Genomic DNA, 6,333 nt, shown 5'->3' on the forward strand with positions numbered 1-6,333 from the left:
AGCGTCGGTCTCCAAAACCGAAGGTTGTAGGTTCGATTCCTACTGCCCCTGCCACCTGACGAAGCCTGTCAGGTGTTCAAGAAGCCCGCTACTCACCTGGCGGGCTTGCGCATCTTAGGTGCGTCAATTCTGGTGATAGTTTTAACGGGCAATATCAACACAACATGGCCACCCCTCAAGTTCAAACCGTCAATACCACTGCCGACAAAGCCAAGCTGGCTGCCGCAGTGGGTTTGGTGATTGCCGCCCTGGTGGCCTACTACGCGCTGGGCAAGCAGGGCCCGCTGTTCCAGTGGTTGGGTTTGCTGGCCGGTCTGGCCCTGGCAGCCGTGATTTTTCTGCTCTCGGAATCCGGCAAGGCGCTGACCGCTTTTGCCCAGGATGCCGTTCGTGAAGTCAAAAAAGTCGTTTGGCCGGCCCGCAAGGAAGCCATTCAGATGACACTGTATGTGTTCGGTTTTGTATTGGTCATGGCACTTTTTTTATGGTTGACCGATAAAACCCTGGAATGGTTTTTTTACGACCTTATCCTGGGCTGGAGATAAATATGACCGATGCTGTAACAGCTCCGTTGGATAGCCCCGAAGCGTCGCCGATGGCGACTTCGGCTAATCCTGACCTTCGCTGGTATGTGGTCCATGCCTATTCGGGCATGGAAAAAACCGCCGAGCGCAACATTCTTGAGCGCATCAACCGCGCCGGCATGCAAAGCAAATTCGGACGCATCCTGGTGCCCGTGGAAGAAGTGGTTGAGATCAAGAACGGCCAAAGAAAAACCACTGAGCGTAAATTTTTCCCTGGTTATGTGTTGGTCGAGATGATCATGGATGACGAGACCTGGCATCTGATCAAGCACACCAACAAGGTGACCGGTTTTGTGGGCGGTGGCAAGACACGTCCTTCTCCCATTTCGGAAGCCGAAGTCCAGAAAATCGTCAGCCAGATGCAAGAGGGCACCGAGAAGCCGCGCCACAAGGTCGAATTCGTGGTGGGCGAGTATGTGCGTGTCAAGGAAGGCCCTTTTGCCGATTTCAATGGTTCGGTGGAAGAGGTCAACTACGAAAAGAGCAAGGTCCGCGTCGCAGTCACCATTTTTGGTCGCGCGACACCGGTTGAGCTTGAGTTTTCGCAGGTGGAGAAGGCCTGAGACATCTGAGAACTTGCGGGTCAGACCACTTGCGTAGCAACGTGCTCTGACCCCAACATATTGAGATAGGACAGACCAAGATTTGCGCAGTAAATGTGCGCTGTCCTCGACCTGGTGAGATATTGCGGGACAGACCAAGATTTGCGCAGCAAATTTGCTCTGTCCTCAACTGATTAGATGTATTTGTATTTCGTGCCTTTCCGACTCGGTGCGAATGTTTGAGGTGAGTCGTTAATGTCGGGGAGCCCGAACTGCAGTTTGCAGGTGAAGGCGTTAGCACCCGTTAGGAGTTAAACATGGCGAAAAAAATCGTCGGTTTTGTCAAGCTGCAAGTGCCAGCTGGTAAAGCCAACCCATCCCCCCCCATTGGCCCGGCTTTGGGTCAACGCGGTTTGAATATCATGGAGTTCTGCAAGGCATTCAACGCCCAGACCCAAGGTGTCGAACCCGGCCTGCCACTGCCTGTGGTGATCACCGCCTTTGCTGACAAGAGCTTCACTTTTGTCATCAAGTCGCCACCGTCTTCGATCCTGATCAAAAAAGCGGTCAAGATCGACAAGGGTTCGGCCAACCCGCTCAAAACCAAGGTCGGCAAGATCACGCGCGCCCAGCTCGAAGAAATTGCCAACACCAAGATCAAGGACCTGACCGCTGCCGACATGGACGCAGCGGTTCGTACCATCGCCGGCTCTGCCCGCTCGATGGGCATTACTGTGGAGGGTGTGTAAATGGCCCGCTTGACTAAAAAACAAAAAGCCCAACAAGGCAAAGTGGAAACTGGCAAGTTGTACCCGATCGGCGACGCGCTGGGTCTGGTCAAAGAATTCGCCAATGCCAAGTTCGATGAGTCCATCGACGTGGCGGTGCAACTCGGCGTCGATGCCAAGAAGTCCGACCAGGTGGTGCGTGGCGCCGTCGTGTTGCCTAACGGCACCGGCAAGACCGTGCGCGTGGCCGTGTTTGCCCAGGGTGCCAAGGCTGAAGAAGCCAAGGCTGCCGGTGCAGACCTTGTCGGCATGGACGAACTGGCTGCCATGGTCAAGGCTGGAGACATGCCTTTTGACGTGGTCATTGCCGCCCCTGACGCCATGCGTGTCGTGGGTACCCTGGGTCAGATACTCGGCCCTCGTGGCCTGATGCCCAACCCCAAGGTTGGCACCGTCACGCCTGACGTGGCCACCGCCGTCAAGAACGCAAAGGCCGGTCAGGTGCAATTCCGCGTTGACAAGGGTGGCATTGTGCATTCCACCATTGGCCGCCGTTCCTTTGACAGCGACAAGTTGCAAGGCAACCTGGCTGCTTTGGTCGATGCGCTGGTGAAAGCCAAGCCCGCCACCAGCAAGGGCTTGTACCTGCGCAAGGCAGCCATTTCCAGCACCATGGGTGTTGGCGTGCGTGTTGATCTGCAATCGATCAGCGCCTGAAGTGAGAAATTGGGCTGCCCGAAAGGGTAGTCTGACGTGGTGGGCTGTGGTGGTTTTCAAGACACCGCAGGCCATCCAAGACCGTTGGTGTGCCAAGCCCGTTGGGTGAAAGCACTTAATCTGGAACAGCCAACGCAGATGGCGATCCCGCTGCCAAAGAATTTAACAGTTCCGAAACAGTTGGTCGCTGCAATGTGTGTGCCCTGGCGTGAATTGCAAAAAGCACAAACGGGTACTTTTTTAAGGAGTTGACCTTGAGTTTAAATCGCAGTGAGAAAGAAGCGGTCATCAGTGAAGTGACTGGCCTCGCCGCTAAAGCTCAAACGCTCGTGATAGCGGAATACCGTGGCATCACGGTCGCCGACATGACCAAATTGCGCACAACCGCGCGCAGCAGTGGTGTGGCCTTGAGTGTGTTGAAAAACACCCTGGCCCGCCGCGCTGTTGCCGGTAGCAGCTTCGAAGTCGTGTCTGACCAAATGACCGGCCCGCTGATCTACAGCTTTTCCGAAGATGCAGTGGCTGCCGCGAAAGTGGTGGCTGACTTCGCGAAAACCAACGCCAAGTTGGTGATTCGCGGTGGCGCATTCGACGGCAAGGCTCTGGATGTCGAGGGCGTGAAGCAGCTCGCCAGTATCCCTTCCAAGGAAGTGTTGCTGGCACAGTTGCTGGGCTTGATGCAGTCTCCCATCTCACGCATTGCGCGTGTCATGGCGGCTTTGGCAGAGCAAAAAGGCGGCGGCGCAGAAGCCGCACCCGAAGAGGCCGTTGCGGCTTGATGCCTGCAACGCACAGAAATCAATCAATTGTTAGGAAACAAAATGGCATTCGATAAAGACGCATTTTTGACCGCGCTCGACAGCATGACGGTCATGGAACTCAACGACCTGGTGAAAGCCATCGAAGAGAAATTTGGCGTGAGCGCCGCAGCCATGGCGGCACCCGCTGCCGGCGGTGGCGGCGCGGCTGCTGTGGCCGAAGAAAAGACCGAATTCAACGTCGTTCTGCTTGAGGCGGGTGCCCAAAAGGTGTCGGTCATCAAGGCTGTGCGCGAAATTACCGGTCTGGGCCTCAAGGAAGCCAAGGACATGGTTGACGGCGCTCCGAAGAACGTCAAGGAAGGCGTTGCCAAGGCTGATGCTGAAGCCGCTCTCAAGAAGCTGCTTGACGCTGGCGCCAAGGCTGAAATCAAGTAATTGATTCTCCTGGGCTGGAGTGCTGTCACAGGCCTCCAGCCTTTGGTGTTTTTGCAGAACACACCGGAAAGCGACCCGTTGGGGCGTTTTTCAGTGTCTTCTAACCCCGACAGCAGAAGATGCCTTGGTTCGGGTTGCATGCAAGGTGCAACCGTCCGCCATTGATTGGTAGTGGCCAATCACCAAGCGTTAACGTCGTTCAGGACCACCCCAGTCCTCATTTGCCCGGAGATTTCATGGCCTATTCATACACCGAACGCAAACGGATACGTAAAAACTTTGGCAGTCGCGACAGCGTGCTCGAGATTCCCTACCTGCTGCAAATGCAAAAAGATGCCTACACCGCCTTTTTGCAAGCCGAAGTGCCACAGAAAAAACGCACCGACGAGGGCCTGCAGGCCGCCTTCAACGCGGCGTTCCCGATCGTCTCGCACAACGGTTTTGTCGAGATGAAGTACCTCGACTACAACCTGGCCAAGCCGGCCTTCGATGTGCGTGAATGCCAAACCCGTGGCCTGACCTATTCGTCGGCTGTGCGTGCCCGCGTGCAACTGATCATTTACGACCGTGAATCCTCCACTTCGCAAAACAAGGTCGTCAAGGAAGTCAAGGAGCAAGAGGTTTACATGGGCGAAGTGCCCCTGATGACCGACAAAGGCTCGTTCGTCATCAACGGCACCGAGCGTGTCATCGTGTCGCAGTTGCACCGTTCACCCGGCGTGTTTTTCGAACACGACAAGGGCAAGACCCACAGCTCGGGCAAGCTGCTGTTTTCGGCGCGCATCATCCCCTACCGCGGCTCCTGGCTCGACTTTGAGTTCGACCCCAAAGATATTTTGTATTTCCGGGTGGACCGCCGCCGCAAGATGCCGGTCACGATTTTGCTCAAGGCCATCGGCCTGAACAACGAGTCGATCCTGGCCAACTTCTTTGTCAATGACAACTTCCGCCTGATGGACAGCGGGGCCCAAATGGAATTTGTGGCCGAGCGCCTGCGCGGTGAAGTGGCCCGCTTTGACATCACCGACAAGGCTGGCAAAGTCATCGTGGCCAAGGAAAAACGCGTCACCGTGCGCCACACGCGCGAGCTCGAGCAGTCCGAGACCACGCATATTTCGGTACCTGAAGACTTCCTCGTGGGCCGCATCGTGGCGCGCAACGTAGTCGATGCCGAAACCGGCGAAATCATCGCCAAGGCCAACGAAGAGCTGACCGAAGTGCTGCTCAAGAAACTGCGCACGTTGGGTGTGCAGGAGCTGGCCTGCATCTACACCAACGAGCTCGATCAGGGCGCCTACATGTCGCAAACCTTGCGCACGGATGAGACGGCCGACGAGTTCGCCGCCCGCGTCGCCATCTACCGCATGATGCGCCCCGGCGAGCCGCCGACCGAAGACGCCGTGCAAGCCCTGTTCCAGCGCCTGTTCTACAACCCCGATACCTACGATCTGTCGCGCGTCGGGCGCATGAAGTTCAACGCCAAGATGGGTCGCCCCGAATCCACCGGCCTGATGGTGCTGTCGAACGAAGATATTTTGGCCGTGGTCAAGGTGCTGGTTGATTTGCGCAACGGCCATGGTCAGGTTGACGACATCGACCACCTCGGCAATCGCCGTGTGCGTTGCGTTGGCGAACTCGCCGAAAACCATTACCGCATGGGCCTGGCCCGCATTGAAAAAGCCGTTAAAGAGCGCCTGGGTCAAGCCGAGCAAGAGCCGCTGATGCCGCACGACCTGATCAACAGCAAGCCGATTTCGGCGGCCTTGAAAGAGTTCTTCGGCGCTTCGCAGTTGTCGCAGTTCATGGACCAGACCAACCCGCTGTCGGAGATCACGCACAAGCGTCGTGTCTCTGCCCTTGGCCCGGGTGGCTTGACACGTGAACGTGCCGGTTTTGAGGTACGCGACGTGCACGTGACCCATTACGGTCGTGTTTGCCCGATTGAAACGCCTGAAGGCCCGAACATCGGTCTGATCAACTCGCTGGCCCTGTACGCCCGCCTCAACGACTACGGTTTCATTGAAACGCCGTACCGTCGCGTGGTGGACGGCAAGGTGACGATGGACATCGACTACCTGTCAGCCATCGAAGAAGGCAAGTACGTTATCGCCCAGGCCAATGCCGTGCTTGACAAGGAAGGCCGCCTCACCGGCGAGCTGATCTCGGCGCGCGAAGCGGGTGAAACCGTCATGATGACTGCTGATCGCATCCAGTACATGGACGTGTCGCCAGCGCAGATCGTGTCGGTGGCGGCATCGCTGGTGCCTTTCCTGGAGCACGACGACGCCAACCGCGCCCTGATGGGTGCCAACATGTCGCGTCAGGCAGTGCCCATTCTTCGCCCTGAAAAACCGATGGTCGGCACCGGCATCGAGCGCGTGGCCGCCATTGACTCCGGCACCGTGGTGGTGGCCAGCCGCGGCGGTTTGGTCGATTACGTGGATGCCACCCGTGTCGTGATTCGCGTCAGCGACGCCGAAGCGCAGGCCGGCGAAGTGGGTGTGGACATCTACAACCTCATCAAGTACCAGCGTTCCAACCAGAACACCAACATCCACCAGCGTCC

The 6,333-nt window shown here is 57.1% G+C and carries 7 protein-coding genes; all 7 read left to right on the top strand.

The annotated features are described in order from the left end of the window. The first annotated feature begins 164 nt into the window (after window positions 1–164). On the top strand, window positions 165–545 hold the full coding sequence (secE, locus tag IBX54_RS11465) for a preprotein translocase subunit SecE (RefSeq protein ID WP_296542787.1): 381 nt from the start codon (window positions 165–167) through the stop codon (window positions 543–545). Window positions 546–547: 2 nt separating this feature from the next. Next, window positions 548–1,147, top strand: a complete 600-nt coding sequence (gene nusG, locus IBX54_RS11470; RefSeq protein ID WP_296542788.1) for a transcription termination/antitermination protein NusG — start codon at window positions 548–550, stop codon at window positions 1,145–1,147. A gap of 296 nt (window positions 1,148–1,443) precedes the next feature. Continuing rightward, a complete protein-coding gene (rplK, locus tag IBX54_RS11475; RefSeq protein WP_296542789.1) occupies window positions 1,444–1,875 on the top strand; it encodes a 50S ribosomal protein L11 in 432 nt (143 codons plus the stop codon). Further along, a complete protein-coding gene (gene rplA, locus IBX54_RS11480; RefSeq protein WP_296542790.1) occupies window positions 1,876–2,571 on the top strand; it encodes a 50S ribosomal protein L1 in 696 nt (231 codons plus the stop codon). Window positions 2,572–2,825: 254 nt separating this feature from the next. After that, window positions 2,826–3,350 carry a 50S ribosomal protein L10 gene (gene rplJ, locus IBX54_RS11485; RefSeq protein WP_296542793.1) on the top strand — a complete coding sequence of 175 codons (525 nt, stop codon included), beginning with the start codon at window positions 2,826–2,828 and terminating at the stop codon, window positions 3,348–3,350. Between the two features lie 42 nt (window positions 3,351–3,392). Then, a complete protein-coding gene (rplL, locus tag IBX54_RS11490; protein WP_296542791.1) occupies window positions 3,393–3,767 on the top strand; it encodes a 50S ribosomal protein L7/L12 in 375 nt (124 codons plus the stop codon). Between the two features lie 236 nt (window positions 3,768–4,003). Then, the coding region (gene rpoB / locus IBX54_RS11495; protein WP_296542792.1) for a DNA-directed RNA polymerase subunit beta at window positions 4,004–6,333 on the top strand (2,330 nt) is incomplete at its 3' end.

This window comes from Rhodoferax sp. (genome assembly GCF_014859475.1).
Taxonomy (GTDB): Bacteria; Pseudomonadota; Gammaproteobacteria; order Burkholderiales; family Burkholderiaceae_C; genus Rhodoferax.

Coding starts and splice junctions, on each gene's coding strand:
- secE (WP_296542787.1), top strand. CDS start 165: ATGGCCACCCCTCAAGTTCAAACCGTCAATACCACTGCCGACAAAGCC.
- nusG (WP_296542788.1), top strand. CDS start 548: ATGACCGATGCTGTAACAGCTCCGTTGGATAGCCCCGAAGCGTCGCCG.
- rplK (WP_296542789.1), top strand. CDS start 1,444: ATGGCGAAAAAAATCGTCGGTTTTGTCAAGCTGCAAGTGCCAGCTGGT.
- rplA (WP_296542790.1), top strand. CDS start 1,876: ATGGCCCGCTTGACTAAAAAACAAAAAGCCCAACAAGGCAAAGTGGAA.
- rplL (WP_296542791.1), top strand. CDS start 3,393: ATGGCATTCGATAAAGACGCATTTTTGACCGCGCTCGACAGCATGACG.